This window comes from Synechococcus sp. WH 8016 (assembly GCF_000230675.1).
Lineage (GTDB): Bacteria > Cyanobacteriota > Cyanobacteriia > PCC-6307 > Cyanobiaceae > Synechococcus_C.
On record NZ_AGIK01000003.1, the window covers coordinates 104,256 to 130,503 of the forward strand.

Annotated in this window: 27 protein-coding genes; 7 read left to right on the plus strand and 20 right to left on the minus strand. The window is 58.4% G+C overall.

Features of this window, described 5'->3' with window-relative positions:
- On the minus strand, positions 1 to 855 hold the full coding sequence (locus SYN8016DRAFT_RS09075) for a peptidyl-prolyl cis-trans isomerase (RefSeq protein WP_006854069.1): 855 nt from the start codon (positions 853 to 855) through the stop codon (positions 1 to 3).
- Positions 855 to 2,564 carry a DUF3604 domain-containing protein gene (locus tag SYN8016DRAFT_RS09080; RefSeq protein WP_253909845.1) on the minus strand — a complete coding sequence of 570 codons (1,710 nt, stop codon included), beginning with the start codon at positions 2,562 to 2,564 and terminating at the stop codon, positions 855 to 857. Before SYN8016DRAFT_RS09080 ends, SYN8016DRAFT_RS09075 begins: the two co-directional genes overlap by 1 nt.
- Positions 2,565 to 2,594: 30 nt before the next feature.
- Here SYN8016DRAFT_RS09080 and SYN8016DRAFT_RS15800 point away from each other — a divergent pair, with 30 nt between their 5' ends.
- Positions 2,595 to 2,750 carry a hypothetical protein gene (locus SYN8016DRAFT_RS15800; protein WP_253909846.1) on the plus strand — a complete coding sequence of 52 codons (156 nt, stop codon included), beginning with the start codon at positions 2,595 to 2,597 and terminating at the stop codon, positions 2,748 to 2,750.
- Positions 2,751 to 2,895: 145 nt separating this feature from the next.
- A complete protein-coding gene (locus SYN8016DRAFT_RS09085; RefSeq protein ID WP_006854071.1) occupies positions 2,896 to 3,810 on the plus strand; it encodes an NAD(P)-dependent oxidoreductase in 915 nt (304 codons plus the stop codon).
- Here the strand turns inward: SYN8016DRAFT_RS09085 and SYN8016DRAFT_RS09090 are convergent.
- Positions 3,807 to 4,559 (minus strand): hypothetical protein, encoded by a 753-nt coding sequence (locus SYN8016DRAFT_RS09090; protein WP_006854072.1) that lies wholly within the window; start codon positions 4,557 to 4,559, stop codon positions 3,807 to 3,809. The two genes, SYN8016DRAFT_RS09085 and SYN8016DRAFT_RS09090, sit on opposite strands and share 4 nt — an antisense overlap.
- A 59-nt stretch (positions 4,560 to 4,618) precedes the next feature.
- Here SYN8016DRAFT_RS09090 and SYN8016DRAFT_RS09095 point away from each other — a divergent pair, with 59 nt between their 5' ends.
- Positions 4,619 to 5,695, plus strand: coding sequence for a glycosyltransferase (locus tag SYN8016DRAFT_RS09095; protein ID WP_006854073.1), 1,077 nt, complete (start codon positions 4,619 to 4,621; stop codon positions 5,693 to 5,695).
- On the opposite strand, the gene SYN8016DRAFT_RS09100 is transcribed toward SYN8016DRAFT_RS09095, so the two are convergent.
- The gene (locus SYN8016DRAFT_RS09100) at positions 5,656 to 6,828 is read right to left on the minus strand and encodes a histidinol-phosphate transaminase (protein WP_006854074.1); all 1,173 of its coding nucleotides are present in this window, start codon (positions 6,826 to 6,828) and stop codon (positions 5,656 to 5,658) included. The two genes, SYN8016DRAFT_RS09095 and SYN8016DRAFT_RS09100, sit on opposite strands and share 40 nt — an antisense overlap.
- Before the next feature lie 75 nt (positions 6,829 to 6,903).
- Here SYN8016DRAFT_RS09100 and SYN8016DRAFT_RS09105 point away from each other — a divergent pair, with 75 nt between their 5' ends.
- Positions 6,904 to 7,680, plus strand: a complete 777-nt coding sequence (locus tag SYN8016DRAFT_RS09105; RefSeq protein WP_006854075.1) for a pentapeptide repeat-containing protein — start codon at positions 6,904 to 6,906, stop codon at positions 7,678 to 7,680.
- A 193-nt stretch (positions 7,681 to 7,873) separates the two neighbouring features.
- Here the strand turns inward: SYN8016DRAFT_RS09105 and SYN8016DRAFT_RS09110 are convergent, their stop codons facing one another.
- A complete protein-coding gene (locus SYN8016DRAFT_RS09110) occupies positions 7,874 to 9,682 on the minus strand; it encodes a type II and III secretion system protein (protein WP_141561473.1) in 1,809 nt (602 codons plus the stop codon).
- Between the two features lie 243 nt (positions 9,683 to 9,925).
- Between SYN8016DRAFT_RS09110 and SYN8016DRAFT_RS15070 the strand changes: the two genes are divergently transcribed.
- Positions 9,926 to 10,243, plus strand: coding sequence for a hypothetical protein (locus SYN8016DRAFT_RS15070; protein ID WP_159098319.1), 318 nt, complete (start codon positions 9,926 to 9,928; stop codon positions 10,241 to 10,243).
- 75 nt (positions 10,244 to 10,318) lie between these two features.
- On the opposite strand, the gene SYN8016DRAFT_RS09115 is transcribed toward SYN8016DRAFT_RS15070, so the two are convergent.
- From SYN8016DRAFT_RS09115 to SYN8016DRAFT_RS09135, 5 genes are read right to left on the minus strand one after another with little or no spacing between them, the layout of a single operon-like run.
- Positions 10,319 to 11,065: a hypothetical protein gene (locus SYN8016DRAFT_RS09115; RefSeq protein ID WP_006854077.1), complete on the minus strand. Its 747-nt coding sequence runs from the start codon at positions 11,063 to 11,065 to the stop codon at positions 10,319 to 10,321.
- The gene (locus SYN8016DRAFT_RS09120) at positions 11,062 to 11,754 is read right to left on the minus strand and encodes a PilN domain-containing protein (protein ID WP_006854078.1); all 693 of its coding nucleotides are present in this window, start codon (positions 11,752 to 11,754) and stop codon (positions 11,062 to 11,064) included. Before SYN8016DRAFT_RS09120 ends, SYN8016DRAFT_RS09115 begins: the two co-directional genes overlap by 4 nt.
- Entirely contained in the window at positions 11,751 to 12,650 is a 900-nt protein-coding gene (locus SYN8016DRAFT_RS09125) for a hypothetical protein (RefSeq protein WP_038014233.1), read from the minus strand. The genes SYN8016DRAFT_RS09120 and SYN8016DRAFT_RS09125 overlap by 4 nt, the downstream gene beginning before the upstream one ends.
- A 46-nt stretch (positions 12,651 to 12,696) precedes the next feature.
- The gene (locus tag SYN8016DRAFT_RS09130; protein WP_006854080.1) at positions 12,697 to 13,875 is read right to left on the minus strand and encodes a quinone-dependent dihydroorotate dehydrogenase; all 1,179 of its coding nucleotides are present in this window, start codon (positions 13,873 to 13,875) and stop codon (positions 12,697 to 12,699) included.
- 8 nt (positions 13,876 to 13,883) lie between these two features.
- Entirely contained in the window at positions 13,884 to 14,654 is a 771-nt protein-coding gene (locus SYN8016DRAFT_RS09135) for a ribonuclease H (protein WP_006854081.1), read from the minus strand.
- Positions 14,655 to 14,716: 62 nt separating this feature from the next.
- Here SYN8016DRAFT_RS09135 and SYN8016DRAFT_RS09140 point away from each other — a divergent pair, with 62 nt between their 5' ends.
- A complete protein-coding gene (locus SYN8016DRAFT_RS09140) occupies positions 14,717 to 15,415 on the plus strand; it encodes a DUF3747 domain-containing protein (RefSeq protein ID WP_006854082.1) in 699 nt (232 codons plus the stop codon).
- A gap of 280 nt (positions 15,416 to 15,695) precedes the next feature.
- Here the strand turns inward: SYN8016DRAFT_RS09140 and rplL are convergent, their stop codons facing one another.
- The 8 genes from rplL to gloA form a co-directional block, all read right to left on the minus strand.
- Positions 15,696 to 16,082 carry a 50S ribosomal protein L7/L12 gene (gene rplL, locus SYN8016DRAFT_RS09145; RefSeq protein ID WP_006854083.1) on the minus strand — a complete coding sequence of 129 codons (387 nt, stop codon included), beginning with the start codon at positions 16,080 to 16,082 and terminating at the stop codon, positions 15,696 to 15,698.
- A gap of 49 nt (positions 16,083 to 16,131) precedes the next feature.
- A complete protein-coding gene (gene rplJ / locus SYN8016DRAFT_RS09150; protein WP_006854084.1) occupies positions 16,132 to 16,659 on the minus strand; it encodes a 50S ribosomal protein L10 in 528 nt (175 codons plus the stop codon).
- 225 nt (positions 16,660 to 16,884) lie between these two features.
- Entirely contained in the window at positions 16,885 to 17,592 is a 708-nt protein-coding gene (gene rplA, locus SYN8016DRAFT_RS09155) for a 50S ribosomal protein L1 (protein WP_006854085.1), read from the minus strand.
- Positions 17,593 to 17,668: 76 nt separating this feature from the next.
- Positions 17,669 to 18,094 (minus strand): 50S ribosomal protein L11, encoded by a 426-nt coding sequence (rplK, locus tag SYN8016DRAFT_RS09160; protein ID WP_006854086.1) that lies wholly within the window; start codon positions 18,092 to 18,094, stop codon positions 17,669 to 17,671.
- A gap of 108 nt (positions 18,095 to 18,202) precedes the next feature.
- Positions 18,203 to 18,871 (minus strand): transcription termination/antitermination protein NusG, encoded by a 669-nt coding sequence (nusG, locus tag SYN8016DRAFT_RS09165; protein ID WP_006854087.1) that lies wholly within the window; start codon positions 18,869 to 18,871, stop codon positions 18,203 to 18,205.
- Positions 18,872 to 18,922: 51 nt separating this feature from the next.
- Positions 18,923 to 19,162, minus strand: coding sequence for a preprotein translocase subunit SecE (secE, locus tag SYN8016DRAFT_RS09170; protein ID WP_006854088.1), 240 nt, complete (start codon positions 19,160 to 19,162; stop codon positions 18,923 to 18,925).
- Between the two features lie 82 nt (positions 19,163 to 19,244).
- Positions 19,245 to 22,067 carry an ATP-dependent Clp protease ATP-binding subunit gene (locus SYN8016DRAFT_RS09175; RefSeq protein WP_006854089.1) on the minus strand — a complete coding sequence of 941 codons (2,823 nt, stop codon included), beginning with the start codon at positions 22,065 to 22,067 and terminating at the stop codon, positions 19,245 to 19,247.
- 15 nt (positions 22,068 to 22,082) lie between these two features.
- Positions 22,083 to 22,484, minus strand: coding sequence for a lactoylglutathione lyase (gene gloA, locus SYN8016DRAFT_RS09180; RefSeq protein ID WP_038014322.1), 402 nt, complete (start codon positions 22,482 to 22,484; stop codon positions 22,083 to 22,085).
- A 99-nt stretch (positions 22,485 to 22,583) separates the two neighbouring features.
- Between gloA and eno the strand changes: the two genes are divergently transcribed.
- A complete protein-coding gene (eno, locus tag SYN8016DRAFT_RS09185) occupies positions 22,584 to 23,876 on the plus strand; it encodes a phosphopyruvate hydratase (protein WP_006854091.1) in 1,293 nt (430 codons plus the stop codon).
- Positions 23,877 to 24,241: 365 nt separating this feature from the next.
- Here eno and SYN8016DRAFT_RS09190 read toward each other — a convergent pair whose 3' ends face one another.
- Entirely contained in the window at positions 24,242 to 25,930 is a 1,689-nt protein-coding gene (locus tag SYN8016DRAFT_RS09190; RefSeq protein ID WP_006854092.1) for an AarF/ABC1/UbiB kinase family protein, read from the minus strand.
- Complete coding sequence (locus SYN8016DRAFT_RS09195; RefSeq protein WP_006854093.1) at positions 25,927 to 26,244, minus strand: hypothetical protein; 318 nt, start codon at positions 26,242 to 26,244, stop codon at positions 25,927 to 25,929. The genes SYN8016DRAFT_RS09190 and SYN8016DRAFT_RS09195 overlap by 4 nt, the downstream gene beginning before the upstream one ends.
- Positions 26,245 to 26,248 lie beyond the last annotated feature (4 nt).

Genomic DNA, 26,248 nt, shown 5'->3' on the forward strand with positions numbered 1-26,248 from the left:
TCAGGGCTGAGGCATGCGCACGCTGTATTTCGCCAGCAGCTGGCGGTACAGCCCCTCTTGTTGGTCTTGACGCTGGGCAGCCTGCCAATCGCGTAGGACCGCATCACGCACCTGCTCCAGAGGCGGCAGCGTGCCTTGCTTCACAGCCGACACCCGCACAAGATGCATCCCATAGGCGGAGGGGATGGGCCCGACCCAAGCGCCGCGCGGTTGCTCAAGCAAAGCATCAGTGAAGCTGGAGCCGAATTGGGCCACCAGTTCACTGCGACGTTCTTCGCTCCAACGGCTCTCAATCATCGCCAGCGGGTCGCCAAGGGCCGAGGGGTTCACGCCTTGGCCGTTGCTATTGAGCTGGGCTTTCAAAGCTGCGGCATCCCGGTTCAAGCGATCACCTCGACGGGCAGGGTCAAGAAACACCTGTTCAAAACTCACCAGCGGTTCAGTGCGAAAGCGATCGGCATGGGCGATGAGATGGCCCTGCAACTCTTGATTGCTCGCGAGCGACAGCTTGAGCTCGCCCTCGTTCACAAACTCCATCTTCTGGCGCAGACGGCGGCGCACGATCGTGTCGTTGCGATCAAGCCCCAGAGCCATCGCCTCACGCACCAGCACCTCAGTGCGCACATGATCGTCAAACAGGCGCTGCAATTCCTCCTGAGAGGGAGGCCGTTGCCAGGTGCGCACGAATGCCTTCACCATGGTGGCCGCCTGCTCATCACTCACCACAATGTCCGCCGAGCCCTTCCCACCATCAGGGCTCCACAACGCCTGGAGCCCGAACAGGGCAGCACCCACCAGCAGAAAAGGAATGATGGGTTCCTTCAGGAGGGGCTGCAGGCGTTCGCGCCAGGGCATCAGGTGGGGTTGTACCAGATAGGACTGGTATAGGCCCGTTCCTGACTGGTGTAGGGCGCTTGGTCCGGCATCTCGTCGTAGAGGTTGAAATTCTTGCGGTCGTAGGCCAGCCAGGTGGGTGTGGGGATTTCGAGCACACGCACGTAATAGAACGCCTTGTGGCTGGGATCAAAGGAGGGATCGGTCCAATGGGCCGTGAGGTTGGTGGCGCCAATGGTGTTGGTGTACGTCGCCTCGCGCACGTTCACGCTGCTACCAACCGACGGGACCTTACCGTCGGCGCCGCGGGGGCGCTTGTCGGCGTCACTCCAAGAGACATCGAACACTTGCTCGTGGGTCTTGCCAGAGGCATCCAGCCAGCCTTTGACGACCTGAATGCGATCGAGATTGGCGCCATCGGGGTCCTTGCGGGCCTGGATGAGGAACGAGGGGACCTGCCCCTCGGCGGCAGCCATCAGATCACCACCCATGGGAACCCCCTTGGCACACGCGGACTTCGCCCAGTTCGCGGACTTGATCTCCTCACCGGTGTAGTCGTAGCCGCCATACACCCGCGCCGTCAGGCGGGTGCCGCTGGTCCCGAAGACTTCCTTGCGGGCCATGGCATCCCAGAGCGCCGTCCGGGTGTTACCCGAGGCCCACACTCCAGCCAAACCGGATGCCCCGAGCTGAAGAGCGGTGAGGTCGAGGGACGCATCTTTCGACGACTTGATCAGCACATCTTTCCAGCGCTCCGGGCTGGGCTCAAGGGCAGGAGACTTGCCCCACCAGTTGTCTTCCGCTGTGGAGGGCAGGCTGGAGTGCGAATCGGTGGAGCCGATCAAACCAAACTTGAACGGGTTCACCCCAAGCTCCTGCTCGAGCTGGAGACCACGCCGAAGGGCCTCTCGGGCGTACTCGTAGGGAATCATCTCCGGCGTCGTGGGCTTGAACCCGCCGAGGTTTGAGTTGTCGACGATGTTGAAGCTGGCGAACTCATCCTCCGGCGACAGCAGGGGATGGGTCTCACCGGTGCCCTTTGCCTGAGTGACCTCGATGATCGGCTCGAAGCGTTGGCGCATGCGGGCATAGTCCGCATCGATCGCCATCCTGGTCTTCTGATGCTGCGGCAGGAACATCGTGCCGCTGGAGAGGTTGCCGTTGTGGGGAATAGCCAGCACCCGACCGCCGAGCTGCGACTCATAGGCCTCCATGAACGCCCACAGATCCTCCACATCTTCTGAATCGAAAGCGGAGAACGGCAGGATCCTGTCCGTCATGGCTTTGTCGTCGCGGAAGATGACGACGCGGTGGAGATTGCCACCGCCGGGTTGACTGGTCCACTCGTAGCCAATCAGGCTGGTAAAGGTGCCGGGATTGTTGTAGCGCTCAGCAACGGTGTTATTCATCTCCCAGACGCTGGTCATATACGCGTCATTGGAGACCAAGGCCTCATCACCCTTGGCCATCCACTGCACAAGCAGATAAAAGGCTTCTCGGCCCTTGCCCGCCTTAAGCAAGTCGTGGAGTTCCTGGCCCAACGACGACTTAAGCAGTTCCGGATTGGATTCCTCCAAGCCCTGAGCAAGACCGAGATTCTCGGAGTGGTCGGCCACCACCAGGAAGTCGAGAGGGCGCTTCAGGGCCGCTTGCTGCCCTGAATTACTGGTAACCGTTTCGCCGCGGGCAAAGCGATAGGCCTCATCAAGTCCCAGCTTGGTGCCCGCCAAACCCGCGTCCGGAGATAAAGCGGTGTGCAGGTGGGTGTCCCCGAAGAAGGGACGGTTGCCAATGGCGCACTGGGCATCAGGCCCCGTCTGCGCAGCCGCATTCGCTTTGCTCTCCAAAGAAGGGCCTGGGCCGTTGGCGCAGGAGGCGAGCCCAGGGAGCACGGCGATGACAGCAGTCAGCGCTAGGGAGCGAAGTCGTCTAGCCACAAAAACCCTCAACCGTATTCATTCAGCTTCTTAAAAAACAACGCCGCAAACAACAGAGGGCAGGCACAGCCCAGAAGGATCACGCACAATCGGGATCATCTTGATTGGATCGGCTTCGTTCCTGATGCCCGGATTTCCGCTCATCGCTCCCGCCCAGCTGGCCGTGGTGGGGCTCGGCGCACTTGGTTTACCCATGGCGATCAACCTGCGCGAAGCCGGCTACAGGCTTCATGTGCACACCCGCAGCCGCATCGCAGAGAGCGATCCAAGCCTGCAAGCAGGTGCCTCCTCAGCAGCGGCTGTCTGCTGTGCCTCCCCCGCCGCAGCCGCCGGCGGCTGCCAAGCCCTGTTGCTCTGCGTCAGCGATGACGCCGCCGTGGAAGCGGTGCTCTGGGGAGAGCACGGAGCAGGCTTTGCCCTCGCACCAGGAAGCTTGGTGATCGATTGCTCCACGATCGCGCCAGCCACAGCGGAAGCGATGGCGAAACGGCTCGAGGAACGCAACGTGCACTACATCGATGCGCCTGTCACCGGAGGAACGGAAGGCGCCAAAGCCGGCACCCTCACCGTGCTCTGTGGTGGAGAAGCCATGGCACTGGAGCAGGCCCGACCGCTCTTGGAGGTGATCGGTGGCTCGATCCATCACTTCGGGCCCGTTGGCAGCGGCCAACAGGTCAAAGCGGTGAACCAGGTGCTGGTGGCCGGCAGCTATGCCGCTGTGGCAGAAGCCATCGCCCTGGGTCAACATCTCCAGCTGCCCATGCACCAGGTGGTGACCGCCCTGCAGCACGGAGCCGCTGGGTCATGGGCCCTGCAACATCGTTCAGCCGCGATGCTTGCGGATCACTACCCGCTCGGCTTCAAGCTCGCACTCCATCACAAAGACCTCAAGATCGCGCTGGATGCCGCCAAGGAGCAGCAGTTGGAACTCCCCATCACGCAACGCGTCCTGGAACAAGAGTCGGAACTCATGCAACAGGGGCTCGGGAACGCCGATGTGTCCGCGCTAAGGCGTTGCTACCCAGCTGATCCCCATTAGGGCTGGAGCTGACGTTTGTCGTCGACAACACGCACCTGCTTGCTGACGCTCACCACACCCTCTGGGTGCACCAACAACGCTGCCCACGTTTGGATGCCGGGTTGAAATGGAGCTTGCACTGACTTAAATAAGCCGCCCCCGCCGAGGGGCTGAAGCTGGATATCTGGACTTTCTTGCCCCAACACCTGCTCAGGGGTGAGGGCGATCAAACCACCCGCCAACAGAGCATCACCCAAGGGCTTGTCCACCACGACATCAACGTCGTAGCGGCTGCCAGTGAGCACACTGTCGGGAATGAGCAAGCTGATCGGCAGAGACTCCTTGGCCGTGGTCATGACCGATTGATCGCTCAGAATTTCCTGATTCGTAATCAAGCCGCTGTCCGTGGTCACCGCGAGACGCTGATTCGCATAAAAGGAATAGCTCAAGCCATCCTGCTGGCGTCTCCCGCTGACGGAAATCTGCATGGTAGAGCGACCATCTGAGGTGGCAGTGCCGGGCCTCACCGACCAATTCAGCTGAGGGAAACGGCTGCTGAACAGGCGATAACGCTCCTCCAGACCAGCGAATTGCTCCGGCGTAAACAGAGACTTCAACGCGGCAACATTTCCCTCGGACTGATTGAGGGCGGTTTCCAACCGCTCACTCAAATCAAACGGAGCTTGGGTCACAGCCCGCCCGGACAAGGGGAGTGCCAGAGCGGAGCCAAGCAGCAATGACACCAACGAGGCACGGAGAGCCCGAGACATGAAAGACATCCCCTGAGTGCCTTTAAGTTAAGTCGCTCTTTCTCATCCTGCTCGTCCTCATGCCTCGGCTTCTAGTTGCTGCCAGCGGCACCGGAGGGCACTTGTTTCCGGCCCTTTCCGTTGCGGATGCCCTGCCGGAGCCATGGAGCGTGCGCTGGGTGGGCGTTCCCGACCGCCTGGAAACAAGCCTGGTGCCAGGCCGCTACCCCCTCACCACCGTCAAAGCTGGTGGATTGCAAGGTCGAGGACTGCGCAAGCTGATCCAACTGATCCAATTGCTGGCCGCCAGCGGCAGCATCCGCCGCCTGGTCCAACGGGAAGGCATTGATGCGGTCTTCACCACAGGCGGATACATCGCTGCACCAGCCATTTTGGCGGCGCGATGGTGCGGCATCCCCGTGGTGCTTCACGAATCCAATGCCATTCCCGGCCGGGTCACACGCTTGCTCGGACGCTTTTGCACCCGTGTTGCCGTGGGGCTTGAAGCGGCCGCACCACGCATCCCGGGCTGCCGAGCGGTGGTGACCGGAACCCCAGTGCGGGCTGCTTTTCTCCAGCAACACTCCCTACCGGAGTGGGTGCCTCAGGGCGACGGCCCCCTGCTTTTGGTGATTGGCGGAAGCCAAGGCGCTCTGGGGCTGAATCGGATGACGCGCGTGCTGTTTCCTTCCTTGCTCAGCAACGGCTGCCGCGTGGTGCATCTCACCGGCAGCCATGACCCCGACGTGGGTTGCATCGAACACCCCTTGCTGGTGGAGCGACCGTTCAGCGATGAGATTCCGGCCTTGCTCCAACACGCCGACCTCGCCATCAGCAGAGCCGGTGCCGGCAGCCTCAGTGAACTGGCCGTGAGCGGAACACCCACCGTGCTGGTGCCCTTCCCCCAAGCGGCCGATCGCCATCAAGATGCCAATGCCGTCTGTGCTGCAGCGGTTGCCGCCGCCGTGATCGTGCATCAACACGACCCCAGCGAGACGACTCTTCGCGACACCGTTTGGCGGCTGCTCGGAGCCAGGCTTCAAGGAGACGATCCAGCCGTTGACCCCTTACCCGAGATGGGGCAGGCCATGCGGGAACTTGGCGTGGAGGATGCGGATCAGAAGCTGGTGGCCCTGCTCCAAGCCCTGTTGGCCTGAGCACGCTTGAGCGCGCGAAGGATGCGTTGATTGCCTCGCCGATCTTGCAAGCCAATCCGCAGCCAACACTCCCCCAAGCCTGCAAACGAACGGCAATCCCTGAGCAAAACGCCGTCGAGCGCTAAACGCTCGCGCAGCTCCAGCAAGGACTGCTCTCCTTGAATCAGCAGATAGTTGGCAGCTGAGGGGTAAGGCTTGACTCCAGGAATGGCCTCGAGTTGTGCCCGAAACCACGTCCCTTCCTGTTGCACCCACTGCTGAACGCGCTGTTGCCAACGCTGCAGTCCCACCCGATCGTTCATCACAGCCACTCCAGCCGCAATCGCCAAGCCATTCACAGGCCAGGGATCGCGCCATCCATGCCATCGCTGCAAACGATCGGGTGCCGCCACGGCGTAGCCAAGACGCAACCCCGCAATCGCAAACAGCTTCGTGAGACTGCGGATCACCACAAGATTGGGATGATCTGCCACCAACGGAAGTAACGACTGATCTTCCCCCCCCGGCACCAGGGGCAGGAAGGCCTCATCACAGATCACCAGCGAATAGCGAGCCAACAATGGCTCCAGCGAACAACGGCTCCAAAGCTGACCGGTGGGGTTATGGGGATTGGTGATCCAAACCACCTCACTCGTCTCCTTCACGGCGCCCAGCGGAAAGGATTGCGGCCAGCTATCCCCCCACGCCAAGGGCAAAGGCCGCGCCTCCATCGCACCACTCCAACACGCCAAAGCGCGGGAATAGTCGGCAAATCCAGGCTGTGGCAGAACACTGAGCCCAGCGGCGGTGGCATCGCGAGCCGCCCATGTGAACAACTCCGCAGCCCCATTCCCTGCCAGCACCTGATCAGGATCCAGCCCATGCCATGACGCGATCGCAGAGCGCAAATCAGCCTGAGCGCGGTCGGGATAATCACGCAGAGCCTGGCCCTGAATGGCGGCGGCAAGAGCTCGGCGCAGCGCGCGAGGCGGACGAAAGGGCACCAACGAAGCGCTGGCATCCAGCAACTGGGAGGGCTTCATCCCAAGCCGCCGGGCTTCCTGGCTGAGATTGCCTCCATGGGGAGGAAGGCCGTTGCTCACGCCGACTGGTGCTGGATGCACCCATCCTGCCCATCCAGCCTTCTGCGCCATGGTAGACGAAGCCCGAGAAGGCCGATACAACGCAGTACAACCAAGCAAGCCCCCGTGTTGAACCCGTCCCGCTGGATGCCCTTGCTGGGTTTATGGCTGATCGCCATCCCTGTGCATGCCAAGAACATGGACGATCTCATCAAAGTGCTCCAAGACGGTGAGTGCCGCAACTGCCGCCTGGCCGATGCCGACCTTGTGCATGCCGATCTACGCGATGCCGACCTAAGAGACGCGCGCTTGCAGCGAGCCAATCTCGGAGAAGCCAGGTTGGATGGGGCTGACTTACGCGGGGCCAATCTCAGCTTCACCAGCTTGCGCGGGGCTTCCCTCCGTGGCGCCAATCTCGAAGACAGCGTCTTGCATGGCACCGACTTGCGTTATGCCGATCTCAGTGGCGCTCGCTTTAGCCCAAACGCCCTCGAAGAAGCCCATTGGAGCGGCGCAACCGGACTTCCGGCAAAGGCCCAGAGCCATGCCGCGCTGCACAATGCCGGCGTCGCGGCCGCCGAAGGCGATCGCTGGAAGCAAGCAGAGGACTTGTTCGGTTTGGCAATCCGAAACCAACCAGATAGCGCAGAAAGCTGGGTGGCACGAGGGATCGCCCGCGAACAATTAGGCAAACGTCAGCTGGCGATTCAAGACTTCAGCTATGCCAGCAGTCTCTACAAAGCTGATGGCCAAACCGCCAACGCCGAACAACTCCAAGCCGCTGCTCAATCCATCCAGGACAAGGTGCACAAAAAACAAGGCGGCAACGGCATGGGATCAGCCCTGCTCGGGGGACTGCTGTCCACGTCCAAGGCACTGATGCCCCTGGCGATGAAGTTATTCGTGCCAGCTTTCGGCATGTAAAATTTAGCCCACCTCATGAACTAGTGAGCTACCTGCAAAGAGGTAGATATCTACAGTCACAAATTACTCACTCTTCATCTCCGACGAAGCAATTAGCGAAGTTTAGACTCGCATTATATTAAGTCTACCTTTACCTTGCATGCACCAAAAAACTTTTTCCACATATTAATCATACAACCATTAGGACACTAATTCAACCTTGCCCCATGAGCTCGCGGGATTCACGAGTAGAAGGGCGATATCCATAGCCATAAGCACCACCCGCCTCGTCGTCAATAATGGATGGAGTCACAAGGATAACGAGTTCTTGTTTTTCTCTTTGATTATCAGAGCTACGGAACATTTGGCCAATAAAAGGCAAATCACCAAGTATTGGCCACTTCCGGACCGTCTCACGATCGGAATCCTGGATAACACCTGTTAAAACCAAAGTCTGACGGTCACGCAACCGAACGCTACCGGAATTCAACTTACGACTGATTATGTTGAAAATAGGTACACCTTGCTGAGTACCAGCAGGTTGAGGAACAGACACCGATGGAACTAAATTCAGTGTCACAAAACCGTTGTCATCAATTTTCGATACAACCACATCAAGAGTTAACCCAGCATTCTCACGCGTATTTTGGAATTGGGTTGAACCATTTGCAGTTTCGGTAGAATCTACCCCAGTAATAACGCTAGTTCCAGTCTCCACACTAGCACTTTCCCCTTCCTGGACCAGCAAAGTTGGGGACGCTAACGTCTTAGCACTGCTCGACTGAATCATGGCCTCTAAGTAACCATAGAAAGAGTTTTTGGGGTACGAAAAACCATTATCTTTGGGATTATCAGCAGGATTAGAAGAAGGAACATAAACGGGACGCCCTAAATTATCGTAAACCGGCACTAATTGATCCGCAGCATTTGGATTCGTATCAGGAACATATTCCCTCTGCTTATCAGAATTGATAAATGGAATTTCTCTAATACCAATGAAGTTACCATCTTTGTCAAAAGCCTCTTCAGCTCGATCAAGTTTTTGTACAAAAGGAGAGACAACCCTCTGCTGCGGAACAAAAGCATCGGAGTCATCGGCCAGAGCAGTTTCATATACCCCAGGCTCAGCAATCGCACTACCCCTACCCAAAACGCCCGTACCAGAACTATTACCGGGCCTGTAATCACCAAAGTTCATAAACGCTTTACCACTTTCACTCACCATAAATGTGTTGCCAATGCGAGCAGAAAAACTAGAGTCAACTGATCGATCATTCTTCAAATCAACATTCAAGATTTGTACCTTTACAGCCACCTGCCGCTTCCGCAGATCGAGATTTTTGAGGTATTTTTCAGCGATCGCTATCTGACGAGACTCACCCACAAGAGTCACAGTTGACAACCTCTTATCCGTGGTGCCCTCTAGGCCAAAAAGCGGCCCATCGCCAGACATAGAATTACCTTCTTTTCTCCCACCTCCATAGCAGCTTATCTCCGTTTTTTCACTGGACGTTGTTTCACTTTGCTCTGTCGTTGAAGATGCCGTTCCTTGCGTAGCACTATTTGAGCTATTAAATGTCGTTGTCGTTGGGGTACAAACACTGGCGCCAAGACTTGCCAAATATTGCGCAGCCGAATCAGCTGAAATTTGATTTAAGCGATAAACCTTGGACACTTGAGGCGAGAAACTTGCCCCCACAACCGTTTTCCCTACAAAGAGTGAGTTGCCGCTCAAACGCCCCTTCAGACCAGAAGCAAGCAGGACGGAGTTAAAGGCTCTACCAAACTCTTCATTGAGAAAGGCGAGAGAGACCAAACGTTTTGCCGTCTGTTGCTGCCCCGTAGAGACCTGCTGAGTGGCACCTCCCGACTCTCCCCCCACATAGACAAAGCCATAACCGCCCAGCCTTGCCAGCGCCATTAAGGCATCTTTTGCCGGCGCATTATTAAGCATGAGGGTGACCGGCGGCCCGCTCACATTCACATAGCTGCGGTTCTGCATCACCATCGTCCCCACCGCCATATCACCGAGGGGCGGTGCAACGGCCCGCGGACGCAAGGGAGGGGCGTACTGCGTTTGAGGGACGCGCCCTGGCGTATTCAGATTGAGGCGTCCCGTTTGCAGGGTGGGAGCAACAACCAAACCGGGAAACTTGAGAATCAGATCCCGCCCATTGGCGCTCACCACAGGATCTTGCAAGGGCTGGCCAGGACTCGGCGTTACCTTCAAGGCATAGGAGCTGCCGCTACCAACCAAGGTGGCGGATTGAATTCCAGTTGCTGGATCCGTGAGCCGCACCTGGCCATTGCGGACCCCCGGCTCACCCTGGGTCCGCAAACTCCCCTCCCAAGCTTGCCCGTTCATCCGCTGCTGAAGCTGCGGCTGCGCTCCAACTCCTTCAATCACAAGTTCCACGCCTTGACTACCACGTCGCAAGCGCAAATTCATCGAGCCCTGGCTCTGAGCTCGGATCGCCCCAGCACCTCCGAGCCCAAACACCACATCACATTCAGCGAGCGCCAAGCTGCCAATCAACGCCAATGGAATCAGCCGGGAGGCTCTCGAGGGAATGCCCACGCCTGATTCACAAACACTGTGAGCGGATGGTATCGAGCCAAACCCTTAGGAGCCAGCCCCAAAACACAGCATTGAGACGATTCAGGATGGTGCTCTGACCCTGGACTGAGACGAAGATTCAACGGGTTCCTTTTCGTCTCGATCCCCATCGTTTGTCTTGTCAAAAAAGCTCAACCTGAGCTTGAGCTCGGTCAGCGGTTGGCCTACAGGGAGTCCCTCAGGATTGGCCTCTGGCGGTAGGGCCTTAAGCCCAAGATCACTGGGCTGAACCAGAAGTTCCAGTTCCTCCATGGCACGCAAAAACTGCAGCACCCCTGTGTAAGGCCCACGTACCTGCAGCAAAACCGCCGTTTTCTCATACCCCTTGATCTCTGGAGGCGCTACGCCCTTGCCTTCAGCTCCTTCGTTCTGATTCCTGGTTGCTTGCTTAGGAGGGTCCGTCACACCAGGAGCCGCGGTGGCGGGTTCATACCGTGCAATCACCACACCCGTCTCCGTCGCCGTACGACTCAACTGGGCGAGAAAGGTCTCGATCTGGCCACGGCCCGCCACCAAATCCACCACCAGATCTTGCTGTTGTTGGGCCGCCGCAAGCTTTTGTTGCTCTTGCTTCACCCGAGCCGCGATCAACGGAAGGGACTGCTGCTGCACTTTGAGCTCAGCGATCCGACGGGTCCGCTCCCCTGATTCAAGCCAATAGGGAAGTCCAGCTATCGCAAACAAACCAGCACCGATGAGCGCAGCAACGAGGAGTGGGATACCTACCAACACCCGCTGACGCGTCAGATAGTTCTGCCAAGGACTGCCCGTGCCATTCAGATTCGTCACAACGGCACCCCACGCTGCTCGATCAGCCGGTAGCGCTCTGCCAAACCGGTCGCTCCCAGCTCCTGAAGTTGGAGCAGGGACAGGCGAGCCTTGGGATTCAGCGCCCACTCCACGCTGAAGGTCACAGCCGGATCATCCCCGTCCTCCCGCGTGATCTTCATCACCTTGACGCCCTGTTCCAGGGTGATGGGCAGTTGAGCCAAGGAGAGCACAAGGGCATTGATGCGTTCAAGAGGCCCTGGGGACGCTCCAATCTGCGCCTTGCCAGACAGTTGGATCTGCGCCTGACCAACCGACAACTCCTGCAACTGAACCCCAACAGGAGTAACCCGTCGGAGCTGCTCCAACAAGGGAGATCCGACGGGGAACGCCACCAGCTGTTGCGCAATCCTGGTGGTGTCCTTGTTCACCGCGGCGGTCTTGGTGCTCAGCCGCCGCAGCTGCGCTTCTGCCGAGGCGAGGCGTTGTGCCGTCGGCGCCAGCGCCTGCAGCTGCTGCTGTTGCTGCTGTCCCCGCCAGTTCACAGCTGCGGTGATTGCTCCACTCACTAACAACACAGCCCCGCCCAGCAACGCACCTCGACGCAACAAAAGCCGGGTGGGAACAAAAGGGGCGGGCTGAGCAGGCAAACCCAACTCGATGCGCCGCTCCCGCAGCAAATCAACGGGAACTCCTGCCTGTCCCCTCACGCTGCGATCTCCGCGGAAGGAGCCTTCAAGGCCAACTGAAGCAGTGACATCTCACCATCTGAAACAAGCGGGCCATGGAGACCAGCACCATGACCTTCCGCCCAACGTCCCTTCCATCTTGGCCCCGCCGTAATCCACCAGCTACGCCTTGCACCAGCCTGCCGTTGTCTCTGATCCCATGCCTCGAGCAGGAACAGCACCTCCTCTCTGATGGACGGAAGCTGCGTGGCTTGTACGCCAACATCCAACTCCGGGAGGCCATCACGCAGCAATACAAAACGCCAAACCCCTTCGGACTCAATCAGCCAAGACCACTCTCCTTTGAATGGTGCATTGAGAGCCTGCAGTGCTCGCCATGCAGCAACCAACAGCCACTCCGCTTGGCAGAGATTGAGATCTGCTAAAGCCACCGTGTCGATCCAGGCCTGCAAGATCAGGCGATCAGCGCCTACCACCATCGCCATATCGCTATCTTTCCACGAGGACAAGGCGACATAGGACTCCTGCCATTGCAGTGGCCAGGTCATCTCCGGTGCCAGCACACGTAAGGAGCTGGCATCCACCAGACCAGAGGCACCATCCAGCAGCCGCCAATCGCAACTCGGCAGAGGCAGCAACAATTCCAACTCCACAGACCCGGAGGCAAGGCCCTGGTCGATCAGCAGATCCGCAACCATCTCAGCAAGCACCTCCCGTTGAAGCGGAACCCCTTCCTGACAAAGGCCCAGAGGAAGGTTGGTATCGATGCTGTGCTGCTCACCCTGATCCCACCACACCAAACTGAGAACACGGTCAGAAGCAGCAAGAACCACACGCCGTCGCGCGAGGAAGCCGGTGATCTGAACCAACAGGCCGTCCAGGGCAGGGAAGCGATCGCGCAGATCAGCCAGCTCCAAGTTCTGCTCCTCGATGCGTCTGAAGGATGTGCAGGAAGCGTATCGACTACTTCCAGGGCGCGCCGCTTCCGATCGCCTCACTCAGATGGCGAAAGCCATGGAGATCGAGTTGGCTGATCAGACCTTCCAGGATGCGTGGAACCAAATCGGGACCTTCAAAAATCCAACCGGTATAAACCTGCACGAGGGACGCGCCAGCCGCAATCCGTTCCCAGGCCGCCTCAGCGGATGAGATTCCCCCCACGCCAATCAACGGCAACGCCGGACCAGCGCTGGCACGCAGTCGTCGAATCACCTCCACAGCGCGGTAGCGCAAAGGATCACCACTCAACCCACCAGCCTCTTCCGCAAGGGTGCGGCCGGTCTGCGCAATCAGCCGCTGCCCTAAGCCAAGGCGATCCAGACTGGTGTTCACAGCAATGACACCGGCCAAACCCTCCTCGTAGGCCAATCGAGCAATGCCATCAATGGCATCGTCCTCAAGATCGGGCGCGATCTTTACCAGAAGTGGAGGACAAGCGGGCAGACGGCGTAGCCGCTCAACCAACCGCCGCAATTGGGTTGAATCCTGCAGATCTCGCAAGCCAGGAGTATTGGGAGAGCTCACATTGATTACGGCGTAATCGGCCATCGGCGCAAGACATTCCAAGGAGGCGGCGTAATCATCAGGGGCCTGATCCAGAGGAGTGAGTTTCGACTTCCCGAAATTGATCCCGAGCACGGCCGGACGATGGCCTGGTGCCGGCAACGCCTGGCGCTCAAGGGTGCGTTGCATCGCCTCCGCACCCTTGTTGTTGAAGCCCATCCGGTTGAGAGCAGCCCGTTCAGCAGCAAGCCGAAACAGGCGGGGCTTGGGGTTTCCTGGTTGACCATGCCAAGTGACGGTGCCCACTTCAGCAAATCCGAACCCAAAGCAATCCCACACCCCTGCGGCAACACCGTTTTTGTCGAACCCTGCCGCCAACCCCACAGGATTGCTGAAGCGACAACCAAACAGCACTTGCTCCAAGCGCAGATCCCGACGCTGAAGCTCCGTGGCAACGCCCTCCAACACGGATGAGATCCCAGGCCAACGGCGGCGCAAGCTGACCTGAGCAAGGGCTTGCAACGCTGTCTGGCTGAGCTGTTCTGCATCCACCCCCTCATCACGAGCCAATTGGGGGCCCAACCATCGCCGATAAAAGCCGGCGGTGGATAGCACCCTGGGGGATGACGCATCAGCCATCTGGGCTCCTAGGTCTGTTTCAATCCTGCCGGGTCGCGTCGCAACCGCCAGCGATCATTCTCCACAGGCTCCACCATCCAGTCACGCCAACGCCAAGAACCTTGACGTTCTGACAAACGATTGAGGGGCTGTTCCACCAACTGAGCCAACTCCACAGCCGTTAAGGCATAGCCTCCGGATGCCAGGCGATCAGCCAATTCCATTCGCGTGAGGAGCTTCTGCAGAGACGCAGGCGCCGGATCCGCCAAGGGCTGAGTCGGGGCAGCGGATGGTGGGGCAACTGAAGGCGGGGCAACGGAAGGTGGAGGCGTTTGCGCCCGGCCTTTGGAATACGCCACCGCAATTTGATCCACCCTGTCGTTGTCAGGATCTCCGCTGTGACCTTTCACATAGCTGAGCGGCACCTCTGCAAGCCGAGCCTGATCCAGCGCCTGCCAGAGATCCTGGTTGAGCACTGGCTTACCAGCCGCAGTGCGCCAGCCCTTGCGCTTCCAACCGGCCATCCAACTGCTCAGGCCATCGATCAGGTATTTGCTGTCGGTGCGCAGCGTGAGATCGGGATGCAGCGGTAATTCAGCCAGGCGTTGCAACGTGGCAAGCGCAGCTTGTAACTCCATCCGGTTGTTGGTCGTGGCCGGATCCGCACCGCCAAATTCCTCCACACTCCCGTCTTCGAAACGAATCAGCGCACCCCAGCCACCAGGCCCTGGGTTGCCGCTGCAAGCACCATCCGTCGCTGCTGCAACGACGCGACCACGTCCATCAGGTCCATCAGCCATTGATTCCACCACCGGATGTTCGGTACAACAGGTCGTTGTTCTCCACTTTGGAGCCCCCGTTTATGCGGCGAACCTACCTCCGGCGGCTCCTTTTGACTGGAACAGCCCTGGTCTTGGGGGCCAGCTCCGCTGCGTTGCCAGGGTGGACCCGATCGCTATTTGACAGCAAGCCCCTCAACCAAGAGCAGTTTGCGATCCTGGCCCGCGCCGTTGGCCGTGACAGCTGGAAACTGTTGGTGCTTGAGCAGATCAAAGCCCGTCCTCTTTGTTGGAAAGATCAAGCCGATGGATTGGTTGAACCATCGTTGAACAGCTTTGATTTCACGGGTATTTGCAGCCGCTATCTCGATAGCAATGGGTATTCACTGCGCACGGCTGGAGAAGACACACAAAAGTCCGTTCGCTTACGCCTTCGGCAAGGACAACGGGGGCTGGAGCTTCACGCCCTGGACCCCAACCGCAGCACAGCAGTCGTTGTGGCCAGGGCCCGACAAGCCAGACGCAACAAAGATGCTTTCGTCAAACTCAAACTGGAACCGGGTTGGCAACTGGAGCGTCGGGCCTATCAGGGGCGAACCCTGAGCCACGTGTATTTCGCCAACAGGGAATCGCTCAATCAATTGCGAGCAAAGGCCTCAAATCGTCCAAGCCGTTCGGTTCGGATGGCGACAGTGGCCCAAGCGCCAAGGGCACCACGATCCCCATCCAGCTACGCCGGGAAGGGGCCCATCCCCCTTGAAGTGATTCCATTCCGCCCTTAAACAAAGCATCAGGGACAGTTGGATGAGCGACAACCTGCCATCACCCCAACCAAGCAAATCTTCTTAGGTTCTACCTGTGAGGAGTGCTGTTCGCCTCTTCAGGGTCGAAACAAGGAAAGACTCCTGAATGCGTTGTTCTTTAAAAACTCTGCCTTTGGCAGGGTTTTTTTATGGGCCAAAGCCGCAGGCTGGAGGCCATCAAAAAAGCCGGTTCAGAGAACCGGCTAGGGATGATTGGAGGGATAGAGCCCTGTTGCTTAGAAGCAAGGACTCCAACAGATCACTTGATGGTGACCTTGCCACCCACCTCTTCGATGGCCTTTTTCAAGGCTTCAGCGTCATCCTTGGAGACACCTTCCTTGATGGCCTTTGGAGCAGCTTCGACCATGGCCTTGGCATCGCCCAGGCCGAGACCTGTGGCTTCGCGAACAGCCTTGAGCACTTTGATCTTGGCAGCAGCATCGAAGCTTTCCAGCACAACATCAAATTCGGTCTTCTCTTCAGCCGCTTCACCACCACCGGCAGCGCCAGGGGCAGCCATCACTACACCAGCAGATGCAGCAGCAGACACACCAAAAGCATCCTCGATTTGCTTGACAAGCTCGGAAGCTTCAAGCAATGAGAGTGATTTCAGTGATTCAAGAATTTCGTCGGTTTTTGCAGACATGATTGGGAATCAGCAACAGATCAGGGAAAAAAAGTGAGGTCGAAAACGTTCAGCTCTCGCCGCTATCGGCGTGCTGCTTGAGCGCTCTTGCAAGACCGGAGGGAACCTCGTTGACACCCACAGCAACCTTGGTAGTCACTGCATTGATGGCGCCTGCGATCTGGGCCATGAGCACTTCCCTGGAAGGAAGATCCCCAATAGCTTTGATCTCGTCCTGAGACAGGAGCTTGCCTTCGAAAAGGCCGCCCTTGGTCTCGGATTTTTTCGTCTCTTTCTGAAAAGCTTGAACAGCTTTAACAGCACCACCAACATCACCCTTAATCAGGACGAAGGCGTTAGTACCACTCAGCAGAGAGTCGAGGCTTGACCAGACACTGTCACCATCAATGGCACGACGCATCAAGGTGTTTTTAGTCACCTTGCAAACGCCGTTGCTGGCTTGCAGACGAGTCCGCAAGTCAGACATTTCTTTGATGGAGAGGCCCTGATAGTCCAGGACCAGTGCCATTTCGGCCTCGCCAAGAAGCTTTTTAAGCTCCTCGACGATCTGTTGCTTGCTCTCCAGAGTGCGGCCCATAGGGATTAAATCGGAGGAACAAGCTGGACACGCGGGCGTTTCAGGGCTCCCGAAGGAGACGAGGCCGCGTGTCGATCCAATCCAATGGGAAAAAATCGTCGCATTTACCTCGGCAGGACTTATGAAACAGGCTCAACAAAGCTGAGCTGAAATCACCTGCTGTCTTAGGCCGGGCGCGTGCCCGTGGACTGGCATCAGCCAGTCCACAAATTTACATCACTAAGTTCAACCTTCCTGCTCGATGTCCTGAAGCAAGGCGATATCGACTTCGACAGACGGTCCCATCGTGGAGGTGACGTACAGGCTTTTCCAGTAACGCCCTTTCGCGCCACTGGGCTTGTTGCGATCGATGGTTTCCTGCAAGGTCTTGAGGTTCTCCAGCAAGGCCTCAGCCTTAAAGCTCGCTTTGCCAAAGCGAACATGCACAATTCCGGTGCGGTCAGCACGAAATTCAAGCTTGCCTGCCTTGAATTCCTGAATTGCCGCTGCCAAATCGGTGGTAACCGTTCCGGCTTTGGGGTTGGGCATCAAGCCACGTGGACCAAGAACACGGCCCAACTTGGCCACCTTCGGCATCATGTCCGGGGTAGCAATCAGAAGGTCGAAATTCATCTCGCCCTTGGAGATGGCCTCCACAAGGTCCTCATCACCGGAGAGTTCAGCGCCGGCGGCCTTGGCCTCAGCCACTTTTTCACCCCGGGTAATCACCGCGATGCGGACGGTTTGACCCGTTCCTTGTGGAAGAGCGACTGTCGTACGCAGCTGCTGGTCGGTGTATTTGGGATCGATACCAAGGCGCACATGCGCCTCCATGGTTTCGTCGAATTTGGCTGTGGCGTTCTCCTTGACCAATTGAATGGCTTCAAGAGGTGAATAGGCACGGTCCTCGATTTTTGTAACGAGGCTGGCCAGGCGTTTGGAAAGTTTTGGCATGACAGGTGTGGGGTTCGAACGGCACTGAGGCCTCCCCCGAAATCAGTGAACGGAACAAACAACGAACGCAGAGCATTCAGTCGCTAACGGCAACACCCATGTTGCGGGCGGTGCCTTCAATGATGCGCATCGCCGACTCAACACTGGTGCAGTTGAGGTCGGGGAGTTTGGTCTTGGCGATCTCCTCAAGCTGGGAGCGATTGATGGAGCCAACACTGCCCTTAGCGGACTCACCGGAACCCTTTGGAATTCCAGCGGCCTTGGTAATCAGAACCGAGGCAGGAGGGGTTTTCGTGATGAAGGTGAAACTGCGGTCTTCGAAAACCGAAATTTCAACCGGAATCACGTATCCGGCCTTGTCCTGGGTGCGAGCGTTGTACTCCTTGCAGAACGCCATGATGTTGACCCCGTGCTGACCGAGGGCAGGACCCACCGGTGGTGCGGGGTTGGCTTTGCCGGCCTGAAGGGCCAGCTTGATCACAGCTACGACTTTCTTGGCCATCGGCAAGCGGAGTTAAACATCTGCGGATCACCGACCTCGGGGGGCGGTGCGGCGAAATGGCGAACCATTTCTAAGGCCGTCCTCCGCAGGAGACGGCCGCCGAATCAATCAGTTTTGTTTGCTGATTTGAGAGAACTCAAGCTCAACTGGGGTTTCCCGACCAAAGATCGACAACAGAGCTTTGAGCTTGCTGCGTTCCCCAGACACTTCGATGACCTCGCCTTGGAGGTCTTTGAAAGGGCCCGCGGTCACAAGGATTTGATCGCCCTCTGCGAGATCGACTTTGACAACGGTCTTCTTCTCGGCCGCGCGCTTGAAAATGCGGTCCACCTCCTGACGACTCAGGGGACGAGGCTTGATATGACCACGGGCTTTACCCGTGGCACGACGATCTTCAGCACCCACAAAGTTGATGACATTTGGCGTGCTTCTCACCGCCATCATCGTGTCTTCATCCAGAACCATCCGGACGAGCACATAACCGGGGAACACCTTCTCCTCGGTGGATTGACGACTGCCGTCCTTTTTGACTTTCACCGCCGGTGTCTCGGGAATTTCGATCTCAAGGATGCGATTGCTCACCCCAAGCGTGACGGCACGCTGCTCGAGGGTGGCCTTGACCTTTTTCTCACAGCTGGAAGCCACCTGAACCGCATACCAACGGGCGACGGATGTGCGTGCAGGCATCGACTCAAGCGTGCCTTCCTCTCCCTCATTGGGTGCTGGCAGATCAAGCACCTCGGTGCTCTCCTGCTGGGTGGTATCGAGGTCAGACACGGATGCGGACAAAAAGTTGGGACAAAGGCGATCTGCTGTGAAAGCAACAGATCAAAGGAACACCTGAGAGGCAGCCCAAGCGTAGAAACGGCTGAGGGCTGAAATGGCCGCGGCCGAAAGGCTCACCATCAAGATCACAGCCACTGATTCACTGAACAGCTGCTGTCGGCTGGGCCAAACCACCAGCTTGAGCTCTTCGAAGGTTGCAGCTAAAAAACCACCCCTTCGGCCTGTTTCAGCCGATGTTTGCGGGGAGGCTGTTTCGGTGTCCTCGGAGGTAGGGCTGGTCACGAATCTTGCGATGCCGGAACTGACGCCGGTGCCTTGGGCACGTGACGGCAAACAAGCATCCTACTGGACGCTTATCAACAGGTCATTCCGCTTCGAATCGAAACGACTCTGTTGAGGTATCACTGGAGTACACCCGAACCGCCTGAGCCCCGTTAAACCGCTCTTCCAGCAATTCGGTCGCCAGCGGATTTTCGATGCGACGACGCAAGACCCGACGCAACGGTCTCGCGCCATATTCCGGCTCATACCCCAGGGTCGCCAATTCATGCGCCACCGCATCATCCACGCGCAGTTCAAGCCCTTGTTCCGAGAGCAAGTGGGCTAGATCGGCAAGCTGCAAGCGCACAATCCGTTCCAGATCTTCCACCCCAAGCGGACGGAAGCGAATGACCTCATCGATCCGATTCAAAAACTCTGGTCTGAAATGGTGGGCCAAGGCATCGTCCACGGCGGTCTGGAGCGCCTGAGCAGCTCCGGCCTCATCCCCCGATTGGGCTTGTCGGGCCGAATCGAGAATCGCCCGACTGGCCAGATTGCTGGTCATCACCACCACGGTGTGGCGAAAGTCAACGGTCCGGCCCTGTGAGTCGGTGAGCCGACCATCGTCGAGCACTTGGAGCAGCACATTGAACACATCCGGATGGGCTTTCTCCACTTCATCCAGCAGCAACAGCGCATAGGGGCGACGCCGAACAGCCTCGGTGAGTTGGCCACCCTCCTCGTAGCCCACATACCCCGGAGGAGCCCCAAGCAAGCGCGCTACAGCGTTGCGCTCCATGAACTCACTCATGTCGAGACGAACAAGCGCCTCCTCCTCGTCGAACAACAGCGCGCCAAGCGCTTTCGCAAGCTCCGTCTTGCCCACGCCTGTCGGTCCTAGAAACAAGAATGAACCCACCGGACGGCGTGGGTCTTTCATGCCAGCACGGGCACGACGAATCGCCGCCGCTACGGCCTGCACCGCCTCCGGCTGGCCAATCACCCGCTCGGCAAGACGCTGTTCCAGTTCCAACAACTTTTGACGCTCACCAGCGAGAAGGCGCTGGATCGGAATCCCCGTCCAACGCGCCACCACATCAGCGATATCAGCCGCTTCCACCTGTTCTCGCAACAGCGCAGACCCCTCCTCCTGGGCCTGACTCAGCAACTGTTCAAGATCGGCGCGGCGTTGCTGGACGCGATGCAATTGGTCGTACTGAAGCCGGGCCGCTTCCTCCAAATTCCCGTCCCGTTCTGCTTCGGCAATGGCATGGCGAAGGTCTTCATCTTCCTGAAGCAACTGACGCAACTCCTCGAGCTGCTCGCGTTCGGCCTGCCAACGCTCCCGGAGCTGACCCAGTCGGTCAGACGCCTCAAGACGATTGCGCTGGAGCTGAACCCGTTCCCCTTCCGGCGCGTGCTCCGCAGCGAGAACTGCCAACTCCACTCGACGGAGATCAGCCTCGGCATCCTCCACTACCTGGGGTTTGGAGGTCACATCCATCTTCAGCTGAGCAGCGGCTTCATCGATCAAATCGATCGCCTTGTCCGGTAAACAGCGGTCACTGATGTAGCGATCCGCCAACTGTGCAGCCGCCATCACCGCCTCATCGGTGATGGTCACCCCGTGATGCAGCTCATAGCGCTCCTTCAATCCACGGAGGATCTCCACACTGAGTTCGATCGATGGTTCCTGAATCGGCACCTTCTGAAAGCGCCTGTTCAAAGCCGGATCCTTCTCCACCGTGCGGCGATAGTCCTCTGGAGTGGTGGCGGCAATACAGCGCAACTCCCCGCGTGCGAGGGCCGGTTTCAACAAACTGGCCGCATCCGCACTGGATCGGTCACTGTTCACCACCGTGTGGAGCTCATCAATGAACAACACAACGGCCGCTTCCGGATCGCTCACCTCATCGAGAACGGCCCGAAGACGTTCCTCGAACTGACCGCGGAATTTGGCTCCAGCGATGAGGGCACCGCCATCAAGGGCAACAAGGCGCAAGCCCTGCAGGGATTCCGGCACCTCACCAGCAACGATCCGTTGGGCCAGGAGCTCTGCCACAGCGGTCTTGCCCACTCCAGGCGCACCAATTAAGACCGGGTTGTTTTTGCCGCGTCGCGACAGCACCTTGATCAAGCTGCGAATCTCGCCGTCCCTACCGATCACTGGATCGAGCAGTCCAGCGGCCGCAGCAGCGGTGAGATCGCGGCCGTAGCTCTCCAGCGCTGTCGGTTCGCTGACCAACTCATCAGAGCGATCCATCCCATCGCCCTGGGGCGGAGGCGATGCAGCCCTTTGCCCTTGTTGTGGCTGAGCTGAAGCAGGCTGCACGGGAGGCATCTGCGCTGGCGGCATCTGCACAGGAGGCATCTGCGCTGGAGTCATGGGTGCAGGAGAGGCTGCGGGGAGGCGCGACCTCGGGGGAGGAGGCGCAATAACGCTTGAAGCCGACCGATCGGGCGCTCGTGTCAGCTCTGCTTCAAGCCGATCGGCGGGCAGACCAAATTGAGCAAACAACTCCGCACCCACACGAGGGTCGCGCCCCATCGCAATCAAGAGGTGGGAGACATCGATTAACCGGGAGCCCCAAAGCGAGCGCACCCGATCCGCCTCCTCCAGCAAGGATTCGAGATCCTCTCCAACGAACAGATCCTCGCCCCGCGCCATCGGCTGCTCAGCCAAAAAGCCCTCGAGTCGATCGAGCAGGCGATCCATCGGCAGAGGTAAAGCCCCAGCGACACGTCGATAACGCTCATCGCTGAAGAGCACTTGCAGAAGATGCTCAACATCGAGGTCCTCATGACGCCAACGACGGGCCACATCCTGCCCAGACAGCAACAGTTCCCATGCGTCATCACTGAAGCGATCAGGCTCTGACGTCAGGCTGATCGGAGGCTCAAGGCTGGTGCGGGAGGTGGATGTCATTGGGTGGGGGCGTGATTAGGCCGCGTCTGCTCGGGAGGACAGCTGAATGAGCTCCACCTTGTAACCATCTGGATCCTCCACGAACGCAATCACAGTGTTGCCATGTTTCATCGGACCTGGCTCACGGACAATCCGCCCACCTTTTTCTGCAATCGCCGTGCAAGCGGCGTGTATGTCATCGAGACCAAGGGCGATGTGGCCATAGCCATCCCCAAGGGCGTATTCCTGCGTATCCCAGTTATGGGTGAGCTCAAGAACGGTGTTGTCACGCTCATCCCCATATCCCACAAACGCAAGCGTGAAACGACCGGAGGGATAGTCCTTCCGACGCAGAAGTTGCATCCCCAACACCTCGGTGTAGAAACGGATTGATTTCTCCAAATCGCCCACCCTGAGCATGGTGTGAAGCATGCGCATGCTGCTGAGTCCGCCTGTTATGCCTCCATGCTGCCAAAGCACAAAGAGACGCGGCAGGGGGCGTTCCATAGGATCTGTTCAGTCTTATCACCACCGCCCGTGCTCGATTCTCTCGATCTCGTCATCGACACCATCGTGGCCAGGGAGGTCTTGGATTCCCGTGGGAACCCCACGGTGGAAGCAGAGGTCTTGCTGGAAGGCGGTGCCAGTGGCCGCGCCATTGTCCCCAGCGGAGCCAGCACCGGCGCCCATGAAGCCCATGAGCTCAGGGACGGAGGCGACCGGTACATGGGGAAGGGCGTCACCAAGGCCGTCGATCACATCGAAGATCGGATTGCTCCAGCGCTCTGTGGCCTGTCGGCTCTGGATCAGGCCAGCGTGGACGCAGCCATGATTGAACTCGACGGCAGCGACAACAAATCGGGCCTGGGTGCCAATGCGATCCTCGCGGTGAGCATGGCCACAGCACGCGCCGCCGCCAACGGTCTCGGCCTGCCTCTGTATCGCTATCTGGGAGGCCCCATGGCAACGCTGCTGCCGGTGCCTTTGATGAATGTGATCAATGGAGGCGCCCACGCCGCCAACAACTTGGATTTTCAAGAGTTCATGCTCGTTCCGCACGGTGCTCCCAACTTCAGGGAGGCGCTGCGGATGGGTACGGAGGTGTTCCACACCCTGAAGAATCTGCTCAGCGAACGAGGCATGAGCACCTCGGTGGGAGATGAGGGCGGCTTCGCTCCGGATCTGGGCAATGAGGAAGCCGGAGAAGTGCTGGTACAGGCCATCGAAAAAGCTGGATACAAGCCAGGCGAGCAAATTTCGCTGGCTTTGGATGTAGCGAGCACTGAGTTCTACAGCGACGGACGCTATGCCTTTAGCGGCGGCAGTTATTCCAGCGCCGAGATGGTGGACCAGCTGGAGCAACTCGTGAATCGTTTCCCGATCATTTCGATCGAGGACGGCTTAGCAGAAGACGACTGGGACGGCTGGGCCCTGCTCACCGAACGCCTCGGCAAACGCGTTCAACTCGTTGGAGATGACCTGTTTGTCACCAACACCAAACGTCTGCAGCAAGGAATCGATGCCAACACCGCCAATTCAATCCTGATCAAAGTGAATCAAATTGGCTCACTCACCGAAACGCTTCAAGCCATCGACCTGGCCGGTCGGTCTGGTTACACCAGCGTGATCAGCCACCGCAGCGGTGAAACAGAAGACACCACCATTGCTGATTTAGCCGTCGCCACGCGCGCCGGGCAGATCAAAACTGGCTCGCTAAGCCGCAGCGAACGGGTCGCTAAATACAACCAACTGCTGCGGATTGAGGACGAGCTGGGCAATCAAGCGGTGTATGCCGGAGCAACAGGCCAAGGGCCACGGGGTCGCGAGTAAGGCTCCAGATCCCTCGTCCCCACTCTGGGGTCACCAGCAAAGGAGCAAAGGGTCACTGCTCATGCAGCTGACCCTATGAATTCCGCAGACCTCAACGGAGGACCTGTCGCTAGATCAGGGATACGTGATGCAAGGAGCAGGAGCTACAACTCCAATTACCACCGCCAACAACGCATAGCGGCTTCAATTCCCCAAAGATCGAGAATCTTTTCACGCCAGGAACATTGAAACAATCCGCCAGTTTTCCAGCAATGAATTAACAGCTCTTCAAGAACGTCACTGAATTTTCGATCCGCTCGAACAGTGAGCAATTGGTTCAATTAGCTCAACTCAACGCATTTACTCTTAAAAGGAAAGAGTGCCCATCAGGACGAACGTTCCGTTCCTGACAAATTCTCAATCCGTCCATCCCGGCGCAGTTTCATTTGCAGCTTTAACCAACCCATCCCAACCGGAAGGGCCGCGCCTAAAGGGAGCAATGCCCAAAGGGGCCGAGAGCTGGCACCCATCAAAGCGGCTGCAACAGCAAGGCCACCAAGCAAGACCGATTGTCCAATCGAATGCTGAGCCGCCACCATTCGTCGGAACTGACGGTCTGACTCACCCATGCGGATCTGGAGTTGCAGATCCCCTTGTTCCAGGCGCTCCAGGCTTTCATCCAACCGACGGGGAAGACCCACCGCTCTTGAACTCAGAGCGCCGACCTGACGGCCAAATTCATTCAAAAGATCGTTGGAGCCAGATCCACTGGAAGTCATGAGCGGCAGCAGATAGGGCTTGGCAATCGCTACAAGGCTAAAGCCGGGATCAAGACTTTTGCCGACCCCTTCAAAGGTGGAGAGGGCACGCATCACAAAAATCAGCTCCACTGGCAAGCGAAACGGCTGCCCGTACACCAGTTCGTAAAGGTCGCCCGATAGTTTTTCAATCACGGAGCTACTGAATGGCGGCGTGAGCGCCTCCTTCAGCATCAAACGCACCAAACGCCGAACAGGACCCACATCAACACCCGTGGCGATGACACCAGCCGCTTGCATCTCATCCACAAGGGACGCCGCATCCCTTGCCGCAGCAGCTCTCACCATCCCCCCCAACCGCCTGCGTAGGCGTTCGGAAAGTTGCCCCATCATCCCGAAGTCGTAGTAGATCAGCGCTCCATCGGCCGCCACCGCCAAATTCCCGGGATGGGGATCGGCATGGAAGAACCCGTAGCGCACCAGCTGCTGCAGGTAGCTCGCTGAGCCGATTTCCGCCACCTTTGAGGGATCAATGCCAGCTTCTAAAAGGGCCGCACGATCGTTGATTTTGATCCCTGGTAAGTAGTCGAGACACAGCACGCGCCTGGTGCTGAGCTCCCAAACCACCCCAGGCACTCGGATGTTCGGATCATCGAGAAACTGCTGACGAAACCGTGCGGCATGCTGAGCTTCAAGACGGAAATCAAGCTCTCGGAGCAACACACGCCGACATTCCTGCGCCATCGCCACCCAGTCGCGCCCTCGTCCCCATTGGGGATGACGCTGAAGCACAGCAGCCACCTGCTGCATCACCTCGAGATCCAGGCGAAAAAGCCGTTCCAATCCGGGGCGCTGAATCTTCAGCACCACCTGGCGACCACTGCGAAGACTCGCCCGATGCACCTGGGCTAAGGAAGCCGCCGCGATCGGCTGCTCATCTAAATCAATGATTTCTGCGCAACGGGCACCAAGCTCTTCCTCAAGAACGGTCTGGGCACGGTCAAAGGAAAAGGAGGGAACACGGTCCTGCAGTGCCGCTAATTCAGAGACCCAGCCGGCTGGCAACACATCCGGCCGAGCTGACAACAACTGACCGAGCTTGATAAACGCCGATCCAAGGTGAAGAAGCTCCTGCGTCAGCCACCTTGCACGCAATTGCTGGCGAGCTGCGCGACGCTCCGGAGTGGGACCACCCGGGTAGCTAAAAGCCCTGGCATCCCACCAGAGGAACAACAGGAGAGTGAGAACAGCTCGCCAAATACGCAGTCCGCGGAACGCTCTACGCAGCAGGGCCTTCAAGCGACTGATCAGGATCACGACCGCTCCTCCATGCGAATCCCCAGTTCAGCGACCCGAGCTCGCAGCTGATCAATCTTGGTCTGCAAGCTCTCCTCTTCCGCGGATGCAGCCGGCGAGGACTCCGCCTCGACGCCCCGTCCATCTCCTTCTCGCTCAAGCCTCTCGGCTTCCGCCTTCACTTCCTCCTGAAACAAGTCCCATTCCTGGCGAACGCGATCGGGTGCGTCTTGCACCAAAACCGCGAATCCAGCCGCGGCATCGGCCACGCCGTGACCCATCCGAGCGAGCACACGATGCATCGCCGCTCTGAGCAGAGCATCTCGGGAGGTCATGGCC